The sequence below is a fragment of the Enterobacter cloacae complex sp. IR5458 genome (assembly GCF_049238025.1).
Lineage (GTDB): Bacteria > Pseudomonadota > Gammaproteobacteria > Enterobacterales > Enterobacteriaceae > Enterobacter > Enterobacter kobei.
The window spans coordinates 39,355-55,225 of sequence record NZ_JBMKIF010000021.1 but is presented as its reverse complement, the minus strand read 5'-3'; the positions used below and the strand labels follow the sequence as shown (position 1 = coordinate 55,225).

The 15,871-nt window shown below is 56.8% G+C and carries 13 protein-coding genes; 4 read left to right on the top strand and 9 right to left on the bottom strand.

Annotation, left to right across the window (positions count from 1 at the left end; genetic code table 11):
* Positions 1–246 precede the first annotated feature (246 nt).
* The 4 genes from ACOTYN_RS17035 to ACOTYN_RS17020 all read left to right on the top strand — a co-directional run bounded on the left by ACOTYN_RS17035 (position 247) and on the right by ACOTYN_RS17020 (position 5,356).
* Positions 247–822, top strand: coding sequence for a fimbrial protein (locus tag ACOTYN_RS17035; protein ID WP_014884336.1), 576 nt, complete (start codon positions 247–249; stop codon positions 820–822).
* Between the two features lie 124 nt (positions 823–946).
* Positions 947–1,639 (top strand): fimbrial biogenesis chaperone, encoded by a 693-nt coding sequence (locus ACOTYN_RS17030; RefSeq protein ID WP_023330733.1) that lies wholly within the window; start codon positions 947–949, stop codon positions 1,637–1,639.
* An 89-nt stretch (positions 1,640–1,728) separates the two neighbouring features.
* Positions 1,729–4,203 carry a fimbria/pilus outer membrane usher protein gene (locus ACOTYN_RS17025; protein ID WP_332956840.1) on the top strand — a complete coding sequence of 825 codons (2,475 nt, stop codon included), beginning with the start codon at positions 1,729–1,731 and terminating at the stop codon, positions 4,201–4,203.
* Positions 4,193–5,356, top strand: a complete 1,164-nt coding sequence (locus ACOTYN_RS17020; protein WP_014884339.1) for a fimbrial protein — start codon at positions 4,193–4,195, stop codon at positions 5,354–5,356. The genes ACOTYN_RS17025 and ACOTYN_RS17020 overlap by 11 nt, the downstream gene beginning before the upstream one ends.
* Positions 5,357–5,402: 46 nt before the next feature.
* Here the strand turns inward: ACOTYN_RS17020 and cheZ are convergent, their stop codons facing one another.
* The 9 genes from cheZ to ACOTYN_RS16975 all read right to left on the bottom strand — a co-directional run bounded on the left by cheZ (position 5,403) and on the right by ACOTYN_RS16975 (position 15,871).
* A complete protein-coding gene (cheZ, locus tag ACOTYN_RS17015; protein WP_014884340.1) occupies positions 5,403–6,047 on the bottom strand; it encodes a protein phosphatase CheZ in 645 nt (214 codons plus the stop codon).
* 10 nt (positions 6,048–6,057) lie between these two features.
* Positions 6,058–6,447, bottom strand: a complete 390-nt coding sequence (cheY, locus tag ACOTYN_RS17010) for a chemotaxis response regulator CheY (protein WP_000763862.1) — start codon at positions 6,445–6,447, stop codon at positions 6,058–6,060.
* A gap of 17 nt (positions 6,448–6,464) precedes the next feature.
* Positions 6,465–7,514: a protein-glutamate methylesterase/protein-glutamine glutaminase gene (locus ACOTYN_RS17005; RefSeq protein ID WP_014884341.1), complete on the bottom strand. Its 1,050-nt coding sequence runs from the start codon at positions 7,512–7,514 to the stop codon at positions 6,465–6,467.
* Positions 7,511–8,377, bottom strand: coding sequence for a protein-glutamate O-methyltransferase CheR (gene cheR / locus ACOTYN_RS17000; RefSeq protein ID WP_332956838.1), 867 nt, complete (start codon positions 8,375–8,377; stop codon positions 7,511–7,513). Before cheR ends, ACOTYN_RS17005 begins: the two co-directional genes overlap by 4 nt.
* Positions 8,378–8,396: 19 nt before the next feature.
* Positions 8,397–9,998, bottom strand: coding sequence for a methyl-accepting chemotaxis protein IV (gene tap / locus ACOTYN_RS16995; protein WP_014884343.1), 1,602 nt, complete (start codon positions 9,996–9,998; stop codon positions 8,397–8,399).
* A gap of 44 nt (positions 9,999–10,042) precedes the next feature.
* On the bottom strand, positions 10,043–11,710 hold the full coding sequence (tar, locus tag ACOTYN_RS16990) for a methyl-accepting chemotaxis protein II (RefSeq protein WP_063433500.1): 1,668 nt from the start codon (positions 11,708–11,710) through the stop codon (positions 10,043–10,045).
* A gap of 83 nt (positions 11,711–11,793) precedes the next feature.
* On the bottom strand, positions 11,794–12,756 hold the full coding sequence (locus ACOTYN_RS16985) for a Csu type fimbrial protein (RefSeq protein ID WP_071922108.1): 963 nt from the start codon (positions 12,754–12,756) through the stop codon (positions 11,794–11,796).
* A complete protein-coding gene (locus tag ACOTYN_RS16980; RefSeq protein WP_332956835.1) occupies positions 12,753–15,137 on the bottom strand; it encodes a fimbria/pilus outer membrane usher protein in 2,385 nt (794 codons plus the stop codon). The genes ACOTYN_RS16985 and ACOTYN_RS16980 overlap by 4 nt, the downstream gene beginning before the upstream one ends.
* Entirely contained in the window at positions 15,113–15,871 is a 759-nt protein-coding gene (locus tag ACOTYN_RS16975; protein ID WP_014884347.1) for a fimbrial biogenesis chaperone, read from the bottom strand. Before ACOTYN_RS16975 ends, ACOTYN_RS16980 begins: the two co-directional genes overlap by 25 nt.

Sequence of the window (15,871 nt, the reverse complement as noted above, 5' to 3'; positions counted from 1 at the left end):
ACGTCTATTTTTTGATCAAAATATACTTATGGATAATATTAAATCGAAAAAATTATAATTGATTTATATCAATGATGGTTTTTCTCCAGTATTAAAATATTTTTCATAACGGTTATAATAATTAATATTAATCTTGACCCGCAATTACTTGAAGGAAATTACCCGCTATACTTCTGCACGGTGTCAATTGAGCCAAAATATTAAATTGAATACCTAACGTGTTTTTAAACTCAGGAGTTTTTGCAGATGGATTTCAAAAATAACTTTATGGCTGGCGCAGTACTTGCGGCCATTTCGATGGGCAGTTTTGCTGCCGAAATGAATGCGGGGACGGTCCACTTTACGGGAGAAATTATTGAACCGAGCTGCACCATTCAGGGTGATAGCGGCACGGACAGTACGGTCCCTCTGGGGACGTACCCTAAATCTCTTTTTAAGGCGGTCGGAACTGAATCTTCCCTGACCCCGTTCTCGATTACGCTCGCAAACTGCCCGGTAAAGAGCGATGGGCTGCCGGCAGTACAGCTCACCTTTAACGGCACGACGACCCTGACCAATACCTCTACGCTGCTGGATGTCAGCAAAATCACCACCACCGGTGAGACCGCCGCTACCGGTATCGGCGTCGCCGTTAGCCCGGCGGGCAAAGACACTCAACTTATCACCATGGATGGGGCAGAAGGACAGGTTTATATTCAACTGGCCACCCGTACTACCGATACCATTAAAGCCGACTTTAACGCCCGCTATAAGTCATTTGCCGCAACGGTGACCGCTGGCCCTGCCGATGCGGATATGACGGTGAATATTTTATACCGTTAATACCTGTTTATCTAATATTCAGCATGCCACTGATTAGATAATGACACGTAATGCGTCATGCTCCGATAATAGTCCGAAAGCGGACTATTATCATTATTTCAACCTGCTCCAATAAGGGTTTCCCGTGCGCACATCCCTGCTGTTTTTATTATGCCTTCCCGTTATAACAAGTTCGTTTTGTCACGCCGCGGGAATACAAATCGGCCGCACCCGCATAATTTACGATGCTGCAAAAAAGGAAGTTGCCCTGCCGCTTACGAACAGTGAAAAAGAATTGCCCTGGCTGATCCAGACCTGGACAGACACTGGCGATGGCAAAACGCGTGGGCCCTTTATTGTCACGCCCCCCCTCTTTCGACTCGATCCTCAAAAAGAGCAAAGCCTGCGAATCACCTGGAACGGCAGCCCGTTACCGAAAGACAAAGAGACGCTGTTTTATTTGAATGTCCGCACGGTGCCCGCAACCGCCGCAGAGGATGCCGATAAAAACGTGCTACGACTCATCTACAAAACGCGACTGAAGCTGTTCTGGCGTCCCGTGGGGCTCAACGGGACGCCAGGCGAGTCCTGCAAGAATCTGCGCTTCGTTCGCCAGGGCCAGCAGCTGACGGTGATAAACGACAGTGCGTTTTACACCGTTTTTGACTCTCTCTCGCTAGGCTCGCAGAAGCTCGAAAGCGCCGATATGGTGGGGCCAGCATCACGCGTTGATATCCCTCTTCCCGACGCTGCACCGGCGAATGACGTCAGTTGGCGGTGCATTACCGATTACGGCAATGCCTCCGAAAAATACACGTTCCATCTGACCAGGGGATAAACGACAGAATGATTGCAGGACGTAATTTCTTGCCTGTTGGGGGAACCTTTCGGCTGAATTCGGTTACCCGCTGTCTGGCGAGTACCCTGATGTTAATGATTTTTTCCGCAGATGCCCGGGAGTATCTCTTTTCCCCTTCCTCACTCGAAGGGGACATGCTGACGCAGCAGGATATCGACCTCTCGCTTTTTACAAAATCGAATGCCCAGTTGCCCGGCACCTACTCTTCCGTCATCACAATCAACGATCGCAGGCTGAAGGATGCCAACATTCGCTACGTCAGCAGATCTGACGGGCGCCTGATCCCCCAATTGAGCCCCGCGATGCTGCGCGCCTGGGGCATTAATATCGACCGTTATCCTCCGTTGCTGAAGTGTCCGGCGGAGGAAACGCTCCCAGAGTCGCTGGATAACTATATTCCACAGGCGTCTGCAGAGCTTGATTTCTCAACAATGACGCTTAGGTTGAGCATCCCCCAGGCCGCGCTGGCTGATAACGGTCGCGATTTTATCGATCCCTCGCGCTGGGACGATGGTGTTCCCGTCCTGTTCAGCGATTATTCGCTGTCGGGCTCGCAAAGCAAAGAAGATCGCGAGGACAGCACAGAAAGCCGCTATCTGAATTTGCGTACCGGGGCGAACCTGGGCGGCTGGCGTCTTCGAAACTACTCAACGTGGAGCAAATCGGACGGCGATTCACAGTGGGATAACATCAACACGTTCCTGCAGCACGACATCGACGCGCTGAGAGCGCAGTTCACCGCGGGCGAGAGCAGCACGCGCGGCGAAGTGTTCGACAGCCTGCAGTATCGGGGCGTCAATCTCGCCACGGACGAAGAAATGTTGCCCTATAGCCAACGCGGCTATGCACCGGTCATTCGCGGCGTCGCCAGCTCGAATGCGGTCGTCTCGGTGCGCCAGAACGGATATCTCATCTACCAGCAGAACGTAGCCCCCGGAGCGTTTGAGATCAACGACCTTTACTCCACCACCAACAGCGGCGACCTGGAAGTGACGGTGAAAGAGGCCGACGGCACCGAACATCACTTTACTCAACCCTACTCAAGCATCGCTATTATGCAGCGCCCGGGACACATGAAGTATGAATTGACGGCGGGCCGTTATCGCGCAGACAGCGGGAGTGACCAAAAGGAGCCCGACTTCCTTCAGGGGAGCATCATCTACGGCGTCAACAATCTGCTGACCTGGTTTGGCGGGCTAACCCTTTCGCAAGACTATAGTGCCCTCAATACGGGCGCTGGCATCGCGCTGGGGCCGCTGGGTTCGCTCTCTACAGACGTCACCGCCGCCGATACCACGCTTGACGACGGCAGCAAGCATGTCGGCCAGTCCTGGCGCGTACTCTATTCGGGGAAAATTGACGCCACCGATACCAATTTCACGCTTGGCAGTTATCGCTACTCGAGTCGCGGGTATTACAGCTTTGCTGACGCTAATCAGAAGCAGGACGGACACGATAACGATTTGCTCTTCCGCTATAACAAACGCAACCGCGTTCAGGCCAGTATCAGCCAGAACCTCGCTGGCGTCAGTCTCTATATTAACGGCTACCAGCAGGACTACTGGGGGACGTCGAAAAAAGAACGCAGCCTGTCGTTAGGCTTTAACACCGTTCTGTCTGGGGTGAGTTATCACCTGGCATATACCTACAGTAAAACGAACGACGAGGAGGCCGACCGGATGGTCTCCTTCGGCTTTAGCGTGCCGCTAACTCGCTGGCTCCCCCGCGCGTGGAGTAGCTATAACATCAGCAACACCAAAAATGGCTACACCCGACACAATATCGGCGTCAACGGAACGCTGCTGGACGACGAACGTTTAAGCTATTCGCTGCAGCAAAGCCATTCTAATCACGATGGGGAGGATACCAGCAGCGTATATGGTACCTATCGTTCTCAATACGCCAACCTGAATGCCGGTTATTACGCCTCTTCCGGCAGCGCGGAGCAGATGAACTACGGGATCAGCGGGGCCATTGTTGCGCACCCGCGCGGCGTTACGCTGGCGCAGCCGTTAGGGAGCCAGTTTGCCATTGTCAATGCCAACGGCGCCTCCGGTGTACGCTTCCAGAACCAGCAGGGTATTCAGACAGACTGGCTGGGTAACGCCGTTATCCCGTCCCTGACGCCGTATCAGGAAAATGCGATTCGTATCGACACCGCAAGCCTGCCCGAAAACGTGGAGAGCAGCGATACGTCAATCCGGGTGATCCCTTCACGTAATGCCGCCGTTGAAAGCCGGTTCGATGCGCACGTGGGTTATCGGATGCTGATCGCGTTAACCCGCCCCGACAATCAACGCGTCCTCTTTGGCGCAATCGTCACCAGCGCGAACGCGGACCTGAGCGGCATCGTGGACGATACCAGCACGGTATACCTGGCCGGCGTCGGCGAGCCCACACAGCTCACGGTGAAATGGGGAAAAGCGCCAGACCAACAGTGCGTCGCCCATATTTTACAGCAGGCAGAGGGATACACGGAGAGCCCTAACGGTATCCGTTCAACCCGCGCGCTTTGTCAGCAGGAAACAGCTTATGCTCACTAAAATGAAAAGACGAACCCTTACGGTTTCTCTGACCAGCACGCTGATGCTGGTATCGACGGGGTCTTTCGGCGCCGTCACGGTACTCAAAAATTGTTTCGGAGCCCCACAGACGTATTCCATTGATTACCATCATGAATTTACATCGACGGAAAACGTTGCAAACAACGATTATGATATTCCGGGTCACCTGGTCGGCGCAGGTGCCGACCTGGAAGCAAACTGCACGTGCCCGGGAAACATGTTTTCGTCAAGCACCGTCTACGAAAAAACTCTGGCTGGCAGTCCCCTTAACCCCGGCACCAGCGGTACTGGCTATCTTACGGATAAAATTGACGCCCACATTACTGGCTACGCGGATGCGATTAACTCCCCGGACGGCAGCTCGCTCACCCCAATCCCGATCAATGAGTACCCGACCCCGCGGGGAAATATGCTTACCGTGCTCGAATCGAGCCTGTCTAAAACAGAAGAAGAAAGCGACGTATGCAGCAATGACTCCCGGCCTGACGGTGGTGCCGCATCGAAACGCAAGTTTCGCTGGAACGTCGTGGCCGTGCTGCTGCACATAAAAAAACCGATACTGGGTGAAGAGGTGATCCCGGCGACGCTCATCGCCCAAAACTACGCCTGCCTTTATATTGGCACCGGTGGAAGCTGCGACGCCACTCAGGCAGAACACGTCTCTGATATCTGGTTTGGCGGCACCCTTTCTGCACCGCTGAGCTGCACCATCAACGCAGGCAGCACGATTGAAGTCCAGTTTGGCAGCATCGTCAGTAAACAGTTTACCCGTAAAGGGCAGCCGCCTCAGGGCTATGCCCTAAAAAGCGTCGATATTAACTACCACTGTGACGATAACGCCGTTGGTAATAATGACCGGATAAAGCTCACCCTAACGGCCGACCAGGGCATAGTGGATAGCAGTACGCCCTACATTGCTAAGCTGCTTGAAAGGGACGATCTGGGCGTGCGGGTGTACGACGAAAATAGCCAGAACGTGGCGCTGGATGGGACTTATGCATTTCCAGTAAACCTGGACGAGCAGGGAAACGGCAGCGTTAAAATACAGGCGGTTCCCGTCAGCACCACGGATGCCACGCCCGCACCGGGGAGCTTCGAAGGAAACGTCACGGTGAAGATGGATCTGCGCTAGAACAGACCCTCAGGTTACGCAGGCAACCTGAGGGTAACGGCACCAATCAGAAGCCGAGGCTGTCCAGCAGATCGTCAACCTGATCCTGGCTTGCCACCACGCCCGCTTTGCTGGCGTCGAGCTGTGGGCCATTGAGCAGGCTTTCGTTCTCGCGTTTTGGACGGGCTGCCGGTTCCGGGATGTTCTCCAGCAGAACCATCAGCAGCTGGCGTTCAATCTCCTGAATCACATCCATCATGCGCTTGATCACCTGACCCGTCAGGTCCTGGAAATCCTGCGCCATCATGATATCCAGCAGCTGGGCGTTGGTGAAGCTGGTGTGGCCCGGCACATCCCCCAGGAACTGACGGGTATCGGTCACCAGCTCGCGGGCATTCGCCAGCTCGATCGGGTTCTCGAACCACTCATCCCAGCGTTGGGTCAGCGCTTTCGCGCCTTTTTCCATCGCATCCTGATGGGGCTGCGACGCTTCAACGCTGTTCAGCGCACGTTCTGCCGCCTGGGCGGTCATCTGCACAACGTAGTCCAGACGATCTCGCGCGTCAGGAATCGCTTCCGCCGCTTCCGCAATCGCCTGATCCAGACCCAGCTCACGCAGGCTGTCACGCAGCATGCGCGTCAGACTGCCAATACGGACGATGATATCGCTCGGCGAGTGTTCTTCAACGGGTTTCATAGCAGGTTGCAACATTTCCATCACCTCACATGCCGAGTTTCTCGAAGATCTTACCGAGCTTCTCTTCCAGGGTTGCCGCGGTGAATGGCTTCACCACATAGCCGCTTGCGCCCGCCTGTGCAGCAGCAATGATGTTCTCTTTTTTCGCTTCTGCGGTGACCATCAGAACCGGCAAGGACGCCATTCCCGCATCGGCACGAATGGTTTTCAGCAGCTCCAGACCGTCCATGTTTGGCATGTTCCAGTCGGAGATAACAAAACCAAACCCACCCGCCTGCAGTTTGTTCAGCGCATCAACGCCGTCTTCTGCTTCTTCAACGTTGTTGAAGCCCAGCTCTTTCAGCAGGTTGCGCACAATGCGACGCATGGTGGAAAAGTCATCCACAACCAAAAACTTAAGCTCTTTATCAGCCATAAAATAATACTCCTGAGTCAAATACGTATTGCCTGTCCGGCACTGATTTTCGCCAGCATCTGCTGGCTTACCTGGCTAAGATCGACCACTTCGCTCACGCCACCCATATTGATGGCCTCGCGCGGCATGCCGAACACCACACAACTTGCTTCATTCTGCGCAATCGTCCAGGCGCCAGCCTGGTGCATTGCAAGCATTCCGGCGGCACCATCGTTGCCCATCCCCGTCAGGATCACCCCAACGGCGTTGCGCCCCGCATGTTTCGCCACCGAATGAAACAGCACATCCACCGACGGACGGTGCCGGTTGACCGGCGGTCCGTCATGAATTTTGATTTGATAGTTTGCACCGCTGCGCGCCAGCTCCATATGCTTATCACCCGGGGCGATATAGGCATGTCCCGGGAGCACTCGCTCGCCGTCTTCCGCCTCTTTCACGCTGATCTGACACAGCTTATTCAGGCGTTCGGCGAACGAGCGGGTAAAGCCTGGCGGCATATGCTGGGTAATCAGAATACCCGGACTTGAAAGCGGCAATGGCTGGAGTACATGACGAATTGCCTCTGTTCCTCCGGTTGACGCCCCAATCACCAGCAGTTTTTCCGAGCTGAGTAACGGGCCGGCCTTCAGGGTTGCCGGGGCGGCCATTGGCTTATGAGCCGCCAGTTTTGCCCGCGATGCGGTACGAATTTTCTCCGCGATCATCTCGCTATACGCCAGCATCCCCTCGCGAATACCGAGCTGCGGTTTGGTGACAAAATCTACCGCCCCCAGCTCCAGCGCGCGCAGGGTGATTTCCGATCCTTTCCCGGTCAGGGAGGAGACCATCACCACCGGCATCGGCCGCAGCCGCATCAATTTCTCCAGGAAATCGATGCCATCCATGCGCGGCATCTCGACATCCAGCGTGAGCACGTCGGGGTTATATTTTTTAATTAAATCCCGCGCGACCAGCGGATCGGGCGCCGTTGCTACCATCTCCATGTCGCTGTGGCTATTGATGATTTCAGTCATGATCTGACGCATCAGCGCTGAATCGTCGACAGACAATACCCTGATTTTACTCATGCTTTTTCCTTACTCAGCGCATATACCGTTTGCCCACGCAGGCTAAACTCTCGCGCGAGGTTGCTGAAGTTTTCCGAGTGCCCGGCAAACAGTAAACCGTCAGGCTTGAGCAACGGAACAAACCGACGCAGAATGTCCTGTTGCGTCGTTTTATCAAAATAAATCATGACGTTACGGCAAAAAATGGCGTCGAATGGCCCCGGCACGTTGTACTGCTTGTCCAGCAGGTTAACGGGCGCGAATTCGACGCAATTCGCCAGCTCCTGGCGTACGCGTACCAGGCCTTCATGCGCGCCTGTCCCACGCATGAAATATCGTTGCAACTGCTGCGGCGACAGCGTTTTCAGTTCGTCCTGGCGATACACGCCGTTGCGCGCCTTCTCCAGCACCTCGGTGTCGATATCGCTGGCGTAAACCTTCCAGCGCCCGGGCGCCATCCCAAGCGTGTCGGCAAGTGTGATTGCCAGCGAGTACGGCTCTTCACCGGTCGAGGCGGCCGCACTCCAGACGCGATACTCCCCGGTACGACGCCGCGCGTGCTCGGCCAGTACCGGGAAGTGGTGGGCTTCGCGGAAAAAGGCCGTCAGGTTAGTGGTTAACGAGTTGATAAAAGCCTGCCACTCTGCGCTGTTCTGGTTGGCTTCGAGCATGCTCAGATAGCGACCAAAATCATCCAGCCCCAGCGTACGCAAGCGCCGCACCAGACGGTTGTAGACCATGTCCCGCTTATGATCCGCAAGCACGATCCCTGCACGCTGGTAGATTAACTGACATATCCGACGAAAATGCGCGTCGGACAGCGCGAGGCGCTGTGTCATCTGCAACAATAATGACGTTTGCCCAGGGGGCATTGGTGATGTCATAGCGCCTTCTTAATTACATTCAGGATACAACTGGCACGGCCTGCGACCGCCCGACTTCTGTTACTGCTTCAACGTGCTCTTTCACATTAAATACCGCGACCAGCCCGGTGAGACGATCCGCCTGGCTGGCCAGCTGATCGGTTGCCGCTGCCGCTTCCTCAACTAACGAGGCATTCTGTTGCGTCACCTGATCCATCTGGCTGACGGCCTGAGCAACCTGCTCAATGCCGCGACGCTGTTCGTCCGACGCAGACGCAATCTCGCCCATGATGTCGTTAACCCGCGTGACGGAGGTGACGATCTCATGCATGGTATGCGCCGCCGTATCCACCAGGGCTGAGCCTTGCTGGACGCGTGATACCGACTCTTCAATCAGGACCTTAATCTCTTTCGCCGCGTTGGCGCTGCGGCTGGCCAGGTTACGCACTTCCCCCGCCACGACCGCAAACCCACGCCCCTGCTCACCGGCGCGCGCCGCTTCTACCGCGGCATTCAGCGCCAGAATGTTGGTCTGGAACGCGATACCGTCGATCACGCTGATGATGTCACCAATCTTTTGCGAGCTGGTGGCAATCTCCTGCATGGTGCTGGCAACGTGAGAGGCCTGATCGCCCCCTTTTTTCGCCGTCATTGCCGCCTGTTTTGACAGGTCAGACGCCTGACGCGCGTTATCGGCGTTCTGGCTGACCGTCGCGGTCAGCTGCTCCATGCTGGCCGCCGTCTGCGCCAGCGAGGCCGCCTGCTGCTCGGTGCGGGAAGAGAGATCGTTGTTGCCTGCCGCAATCTCTGAGATCCCGGTGTGCATGGCATAACTGCCCTGACGCACATCGGAGACGGTTTCCCGCAGGGCACCCTGCATCGCCTTCAGGCTGGCAAAGATCGCCGAAATTTCGTTCTTACCGAACACCGCCACCGGACGCGCCAGATCGCCCTTCGCAATACTGTCGAAGTGGCTGCTGATAATCGCCAGCGGCTGCACAATCATTTTGCGTGACCAGAGCAGTGCCCCACCGGTCAGTAGCCCCGCCAGAATCACGACGACGCCAAAGATCACACCCGACATGTGATAGCTGATACGGCTGTCTTCCTCTGCACGTTGAACAGACTGGTTAATATCCTGCTGCCACGCGTTAAAGCTGCCGTCGAACGCATCCTGTGAGGCCTGCACCGGCGCGGTCATAAAGTCCGAGAGCTGGTTGTTCTCAAGCCAGGTCGCCTGGTGGTCCAGATCGCTGTACCACTGTTCAAAGTTCTTCTTCATGGCGGCTTTCAGCGCGTGCTCTTTCTCGCTGCCCGCCGCCTGCGCCGTGAAAGCGTTAAACTGTGCGCCAGCCTGTTTCAGGCTGCTTCGCGCGGTGGCCATCAGCGCTTTAATGTCATCCGGCGGATAGCTCAGCGCGGTTAAGGTGCCCGCCTTGTTCAGCGCAGTGCTTGCCTGCAACAGCACGGCACGCGTTTGTGCCAGTGCGGAGCGCTGCTGATTACTCGCCTCAACATCCTGCAAATTCTGATAGCCATCGCGAAACGCCCAAAAAGACAACCCGTTACTGCCAACCTGCAACACACCGCAAAGGATCAGAATCAAAAACAGTGTGGTCGAGATACGAATACGATTTAACATCCACGCTCCCATCAAGCGGCAAGCAGCCGCGGTTTAATTGTCAGTCAAAATGTTTCCCAGTTTTCATCTTGTCCGGCCGTTGCAGCACGCAGGCGAGTTGCCGTCGATTCGGCGGCAGGCGCTTTATACGTGGCTTGCGCAGTGACCGTATTTCCAGCGAGTGAAGCGAGACGAAACGCCGAGACGGCCATCTTCAGACGGCTCGCCTGGTCTTCAAGGGCAGCGGCCGCGGCCGCGGACTCCTGCACCAGCGCGGCGTTTTGTTGTGTCACGCGATCCATTTCCGATACCGCCAGGGCAACCTGGTCGATACCACGACTCTGCTCATCAGATGCAGAGGCGATTTCACCCATGATGTCCGTTACGCGGGTAACAGCATTCACGATGTCATTCATGGTCTCCCCGGCGCTTTCCACCAGTACCGAGCCGGTATCCACGCGGGAGACGGAGTCTTCAATCAGGGCCTTAATCTCTTTCGCCGCGTTGGCGCTGCGGCTGGCCAGGTTGCGCACTTCCCCGGCAACCACCGCAAACCCACGACCCTGCTCACCCGCCCTCGCCGCTTCCACGGCGGCGTTCAGCGCCAGAATATTGGTCTGGAAGGCGATGCCGTCGATGACGCTGATGATGTCGGCGATTTTCTTCGAGCTGTCGGCAATTTCGTGCATGGTTTTCACCACGCCATCCACCACGCGGCCGCCGCGCTGCGCCGTCTCGGAGGCGCTTTCTGCCAGCTGAGAGGCCTGACGGGCGTTATCGGCGTTCTGCTTCACGGTTGCGGTGAGCTGCTCCATGCTGGCAGCGGTCTCTTCCAGCGCGGACGCCTGCTGCTCGGTACGGGATGAGAGATCGTTATTCCCCATCGCAATTTCGCTGGTGCCGGTATAGATGGCATCCGTGCCGCTACGCACGTTGGCGACGGTATCGATGAGCGAACGCTGCATATGGTCAACGCTGTTAGCCAGTTCGGTAATCTCATTGCGCCCGGAAACGGCCAGCGTTTTGGTTAGATCGCCACTGGCAATTTCACGAATGTGGGCAATGACGCGACCAAGAGGATTCAGCAGGATGTGGCGAATGCCGTACCACACCGCGACCAGGACAATAACCAGCGCCAGCGCCATCGCCGCCATCTGCCATTTCGCAAAGCGGTAGTCATTCTGGCTTTCCGTAAAGGCCGAGTGATACAGATCGCCACTGGCCTTCGCATATTCCCCGAGCGCGGCGCCGAGTGCGTTTTGCATCCCCTGCGTGGGCTGTGCGAAATAGGCGTCCATGTTGCCGCTCTCCAGGAACTGGATCAGCTCCGTCAGGCCAGCAAAGTAGGCAGTGTATTTTTCATCAATATTCTGGCTAACCTGCGCCATAGCAGGCTGCGGCGCGATCTGTTTGAAGGCGGCGTAGTGTTTTGCGGCGTCAGCCAGGGTGGCGCGGGCATTTTTCAACAGATCGGTCTTCGCGCTGCTCTGCTGATTGTTAGGGTCCATCATCATGCGCGCGGACGAGCGGCTCAGGTTGATACGCGTTTGCAGCATCAGATCCCACGTCGAGGTGAGTTCACTCTGCTGCAGGCGAAGATCGTTCGAGGCGGCGAAACTGTCCTGGTTCTGTTTTAATGACGAGAAAAAAAGCCCGCCGGAGATAAGCTGAAGTAGTGCGAAAATGACCAGCACCATCATAAGCATTGTGACAACGCGGATACGGTTCAACATACAACACCTTCTCATAGATTTATTAACGGTGTTATCGGCACAGGCCACAGGAACTTTACATTTGCGAAAGGGAAAAGCGTGGACTAAAACGCGACGTCAACAATCAGCGTATCGGTGTAGGTGCCAGCGGGAGGCGTAGTCTGGCTGGTCAGGACCTTCGCGGTGTAGTTGTAGGTGCGCAGTAAACCGTCGGTGCTGACCTGGGACGAGGTCGCGCTGGTCCAGCGTTCGGCGCCGCTGCCGCCCCAGCGGTTGGTGGTGGCTTCTTTATAGATGTCGTAGCTCATATAGTTACTGCCGCTCACCATCCGCCGCACGTTGTTCAGGGCGTTGGCACCATTATTAATGCCAATGGTGTAGGTGCTGCCTTTAGTACAGGTCACGGCAATGGCCTGCGAAACGGTAGGGAAACTTTGTACCAGCGGCGCGCTGTTGAAGTTTACGTCCGGCGTGGTCATGGCACTGCAGTCGTTGGTGACGGTCATGTTCAGCAGAATAGTGGTTGTTGCTGTTCCCGACTGGGGAGACGTACAAAGGCTTCCAAGACCGACGGCACAGACGTTGTAATTGATGCTGAAGGTCAACAGCACCTGGTAAGGCCCCGCCGTCACGTTTTGTCCGGCGACGGTGCGAAAATAGAGCGGTATGTTGTACCGCTTTGAGCCAAGCAACCCCAGCAGGGTGCTACTGCCCCAGGTATACGATTTACTTATCTGCACTTCACTACTGCTCGCACAACCCGATAATCCACACAGCCGGGTGGGGATCACATCCGCGATAGTTGTGTCGTCGGTGCGTTTCAGGGTGGCGCGGCTGTTGCCCGAAACCGACGCCGCGGTGTAATTCAACGTCACCGAGTCGTTGGTCAGAACATTCAGTACCGCATCGCACGCCACCACCAGCGTGCCGGTGGTTTCCACCTCCCCGGTGCCGCTAAGCGCAAACGACGTGACGCTGCCAAACGAGGCATTGACCGTACTGACGGTACACGCCGCCCAGCCCTCGCCGGAGAACAGCAGCAGCATCAACAGCAGCCAGCGTTTCACGGGCCCTCCCGACAGACCAGCGGACCGTAGGTTTGCAGCTTATGCTGCGGATTGGGCCCCACGTTCAGGGTCGCCGTGCAGTGTTTCCCCGCAGGCGTGATCACCTCAAGCGGATTGACGTCGCTGAGATTCTCCAGCCAGGCGATCCCGTCATAGCCCACCACCGCATTACTGCGTGAGGTACGCCGCACCTGGCTGCCAACCGGAATCGCTTGCCCGCGCGCATCATGCAGAATGACGCTTGCCACTCTCTCCTGCTCCATCGGGAAATCCACCAGATAACCGCTGTGACGACGGATGGCAATCCGCCGCTCTGTCTCTTTCAGCCGGGTATCCGCAGGCAGATTCAGCGTATCAATCCGGTAGCTTGCCGGGTAATACGCCGACACCCCGCTGACCAGCAGGTAACCGTTGTTATTCGTTTTACCCACGGGCTGGTTCTCATAGCTGACGGGCACGTCCGGATGACCGTCGGTGCTGATCACCACAAACGCATCGTTGATTTTGTTCGCCGCAAACAGCTCTCCGTCCATCAGGACAATCGCGCCCATTGCCTCGCCCCACCAGGTCATGGTGTCTCTTTCGCCGTAGCCACCGCCCTGCAGTTCGATGTTGTTATTGCGCCAGCCCAGCGTACCCTGCTGATAATCACTGGATTTTGACTGATTTGCCCAGGCCATGTTCCAGCTAAAACCACCGTCAGAAGGCATGTAGTGGTTATAGTTAATCCGCTGCGTGCTGCCCGCATCCGGGGTGTTCTCAACGGTGACGGCAGCGCTGTCGCGTGCGCCCAGCGGCACCTGCAGCGAGAGCGCAACCGTCCAGTCCCCCCGCTGCTGGTCCCGGCTGCCGGCCAGGTAAATACTGCTTGCGCCCCACAGATTTCGGCTCCATGAGAGATTCAGCAGCTCCGTTTTTTGGCCGTCAAAGCTCTCTACGCCGATCCAGGCCGCGCCAATATTGCCGTACTGCCCCATGTTAAACGTCAGGGAATACTGGTCCGTATTGCGGCTAAAGCTGGCGATGGGTTTGTCGTTTTCGTCATACACCGTCGGCTGGTCATAAAGGGCAAGATTGCCAAAACCGCGATCGCGACGCGTGTGCTGGGTGGCCACGCTGAACTCGCTGGTATTGTACTGGTAACCCCAGTTGATTTGCCCGCCGTTGTCTCCGCGCATGCGGCTTTGTGAGTAAGAGGTGTTCACTACGCCAAACTGGCCGAGTTTGATCACCGTCCCCGCCCCGCCCAGCGCCAGCTCCTGCGCCCCTTCCGCATGGCCCTCCAGCGTCAGCCAGTCGGTCACCCCGTAGCGATACGAGCCGCTACCGGCAGCAGGACCGTAGTCAAAGTTCCTGATGCCATAGTTACGGCGCAGGCTGCCGAGCGTCACGGCGCCGTCACTCAGCCCTTGTTTGAGCAAATCGCTGGTGACATAAAATGGTAGCGTGGTACTCACCTGACGGCCCAGCGCATCGGTGGTGACCAGCACCGCATCCCCGGCACCGTTGATATAGGGCAGATTGGTCAGGGTAAAGGGGCCAGGCTGAAGCTGGGTTGAGCCAGAGCGATAGCCGTTGATAAACAGATCCACCGAGGTGGGCACCGCGGCTTCACCCGAAAACTCCGGCAGCGGCCATGTCACCAGGTCCGGGCGCAGGGAGAAATCACGTCCGTAGCTAATACCGCCCATCCGCACGCTGGAGGTCCAGCTCAGGGCATCGCTGATCACGTCCCCCGCGCTCAAGGTGGTCGCGTCATCCTCACGGGTTATCAGCAGCGTCGTGTCATAGCGAACATACCCTTCCTGTTGACCGTCGTTTCCGGTGAAATTTTTCCGGGCGTAGCCGGTGGAGGAGAACGAGCCGTTCTCGTTGAAGTAGCGGAATTCATGCCAGAGCGACGCCTGACCGCCAATATGTTCCGTGTGGTTGGTATACAGATCGTAATTCAGCAGCGCCCCACGCCCATAGTGCGGTTTGGTCTGCGCCGTTTGGGCGCAGAAAGGCGTCACCCGGGCACTGATCCAGTCGCGGGGAACGGTCAGCAACAGGCGCTGTGCGGCACTGTCATACGCCACACGAACCTGACTTAGTGAGGCGAGATTCACCTCGCCGGCGGGCACATGTTCCGGGGGGAGCCCCGCGCGCAGCAAATCGGCGCTGGAGATAAAGAAAGCGCCGTTACGTTGCGTCACGGGTACCACCAGACCGGTGTCGTAGTGGTTGAGCACGAGGGCAAGCTGGAAAACCGCCTCATCATTTACCGCCTGCGCCTGAGGAGGCGGCGGTAAACTGTCGTCACCGGGATCGGCCCAGGTTGTGGTGCTGACGCAAAGCAGTAGCATCATTGCCGGCTTCAGTTGACGGGCGTCGACTGCCATTGTTCATCCCTGGCATTAATCTGCGCGCTCATCCGGTCCGGCTGACGAACGCCAGCGGGTATTGGCCAGCTGCGGGTGCTGCCCGGGAGGACGTAACCCAGTAATCCCTCCGCTACGGTGCGTTTCTGTCCGCCCTGCTCCAGTGACACCTGGCTTAATCTGACATGCACATCCCCCTGATTACGTACCTGTAATGCAGGCTGTCCTCCCTCGTGGGTCACGCGCCAGCTCAGGTTTCGGGTCTCGGCCAGGGCATGATGCGCCCCCTCTTTAAGGGTCGGGATACCCTGTCCGTAGACAAACAGCGGAATGGAATAGCGCATCTGTAATTTAAGGCCGATGGAGGGTTCGGCTTTCGCGTCGGGCTGGGGAATTTCATCAACAATAATGCGGTAAGCTTGTTCGACCCCGACAGGGACTGCGCTCTGTTTGATAAGGCGAATCAGCTGTTTATTGCCTTTCTGAATGGTGACAATGGGCGGGCTGGCGACCACGTCCTGCTGCGCGCTGTAGCGTTCGTATCCCCCCTCCTGCTTCCAGCGCACAATACGCACCTGCATCGTCGTTGCGCTGTTTCCCTGGTTCTGGATCCACAGCTCCGTGGCGTTGGCATCTGCGGCAAGCCAGGGATCGATGGGCCAGAGCAGAATGGTGGCCGCCGCCTGCGCCTCGCCTGTGGCCGCGACGCCTGATAAAACACCCGCCAGACACAACTGCCGGAACAATGGCTTCAT

Excerpts from the sequence above, each read along its gene's own strand:
- ACOTYN_RS17035 (WP_014884336.1), top strand. The coding sequence starts at position 247 with ATGGATTTCAAAAATAACTTTATGGCTGGCGCAGTACTTGCGGCCATT.
- ACOTYN_RS17025 (WP_332956840.1), top strand. The coding sequence starts at position 1,729 with ATGTTAATGATTTTTTCCGCAGATGCCCGGGAGTATCTCTTTTCCCCT.
- ACOTYN_RS17020 (WP_014884339.1), top strand. The coding sequence starts at position 4,193 with ATGCTCACTAAAATGAAAAGACGAACCCTTACGGTTTCTCTGACCAGC.
- cheZ (WP_014884340.1), bottom strand. The coding sequence starts at position 6,047 with ATGTTGCAACCTGCTATGAAACCCGTTGAAGAACACTCGCCGAGCGAT.
- cheY (WP_000763862.1), bottom strand. The coding sequence starts at position 6,447 with ATGGCTGATAAAGAGCTTAAGTTTTTGGTTGTGGATGACTTTTCCACC.
- ACOTYN_RS17005 (WP_014884341.1), bottom strand. The coding sequence starts at position 7,514 with ATGAGTAAAATCAGGGTATTGTCTGTCGACGATTCAGCGCTGATGCGT.
- cheR (WP_332956838.1), bottom strand. The coding sequence starts at position 8,377 with ATGACATCACCAATGCCCCCTGGGCAAACGTCATTATTGTTGCAGATG.
- tap (WP_014884343.1), bottom strand. The coding sequence starts at position 9,998 with ATGTTAAATCGTATTCGTATCTCGACCACACTGTTTTTGATTCTGATC.
- tar (WP_063433500.1), bottom strand. The coding sequence starts at position 11,710 with ATGTTGAACCGTATCCGCGTTGTCACAATGCTTATGATGGTGCTGGTC.
- ACOTYN_RS16980 (WP_332956835.1), bottom strand. The coding sequence starts at position 15,137 with ATGGCAGTCGACGCCCGTCAACTGAAGCCGGCAATGATGCTACTGCTT.
- ACOTYN_RS16975 (WP_014884347.1), bottom strand. The coding sequence starts at position 15,871 with ATGAAGCCATTGTTCCGGCAGTTGTGTCTGGCGGGTGTTTTATCAGGC.